Consider the following 248-nt stretch of genomic DNA (forward strand, 5'->3'; position numbering starts at 1 on the left):
GGATAAATCCGGTTGCAATACACTGGCGGTGCCTCTTCCTCGACAGTTAGGATTGGGGATTCTTTCGCTCTCGCCCACAACAATAAAAATGGTGCCGATTGCAGGACTCGAACCCGCGACCAACTGATTACAAATCAGCTGCTCTACCAACTGAGCTAAACCGGCAAGTGCGTGGTGCCCGTGGCCTAGGAAACCTAAGCACCACACTGAACGTACATCACATTACTTTACTAAGTCTGGAGCGGGTG

At 51.2% G+C, this 248-nt stretch carries 1 tRNA gene; it reads right to left on the minus strand.

Annotated features, from left to right (window positions below):
- Positions 1 to 89: 89 nt before the first annotated feature.
- Positions 90 to 165 (minus strand) — tRNA-Thr (locus AC1RPU_RS08420).
- Positions 166 to 248 lie beyond the last annotated feature (83 nt).

The organism is Dellaglioa sp. CoH-55-MRSF-7, from assembly GCF_056782235.1.